The following is an 801-nucleotide window of genomic DNA, read 5'->3' as shown; positions in this document are numbered from 1 at the left end:
CTGGTGGGGGCGAGGCGTAGGCGGCCGACGCGTTGGGCGAGGATGCGTCGGGCTTCGCCGGGGAGGTGGTCGTCGCTGATGAGTTCGTCGGCGTCTTCGAGGGCGGCGATGGTGCTGATGCCGAGGGTTCCCCATTTGGTGTGGTCGGCGAGGACGACGACGCGGCGGGCGGCGGCGACGAAGGCGCGGTCGGTTTCGGCTTCGAGGACGTTGGGGGTGGTGAAGCCGGCGTCGGCGTCGATGCCGTGGACGCCGAGGAAGAGCACGTCGAGGTGGAGTTGTTTCAGGGCGGAGGTGGCGAGGGGGCCGACGAGCGCGTCGGAGGGGGTGCGTTCCCCGCCGGTGAGGATCACGGTGGAGGCGGAGGTGCCCTGGTGGAAGACGTCGGCGATCCGGACGGAGTTGGTCACGACGGTGATCCGGGGTCCGGTGGAGAGCAGCTGGGCCAGGGCCCAGGTGGTGGTTCCGGCGCTGAGTCCGACGGCCATGCCTTCGCGGACCTGGGCGGCTGCCTCGTGGGCGATCGCGGTTTTTTCGTCCTGGAGCTGGGTGATTTTCAGGTCGAAGCCTGGTTCGTGGGTGCTGGCGCCGCCGGGGAGTTTGGCGCCGCCGTGGATTTTCTCSAGTGCGCCGGCGGCGTCGAGGGCCTCGATGTCGCGCCGGACGGTCATGAGGGACACTCCGAGCATCCGGGCGAGGTCCGCGACCCGGACGATGCGTTCGCGCTGGACCTCCGCGAGGATGGCGGAGTGGCGGGCTGCGGCTAACATCTTTTCATCCTTCGTGGCCGGACTGGCGTGA

Annotated in this window: 1 protein-coding gene; it reads right to left on the bottom strand. The window is 69.8% G+C overall.

Annotated features, from left to right (window positions below):
- The coding region (locus tag AC1DES_RS19140; protein WP_476897276.1) for a DeoR/GlpR family DNA-binding transcription regulator at positions 1-770 on the bottom strand (770 nt) is incomplete at its 3' end.
- Between the last annotated feature and the right edge of the window lie 31 nt (positions 771-801).

This window comes from Arthrobacter sp. 05T442, assembly GCF_056395945.1.
The sequence above is the reverse complement of the archived record's forward strand: the minus strand, read 5'-3'. Positions and strand labels throughout refer to the sequence as shown.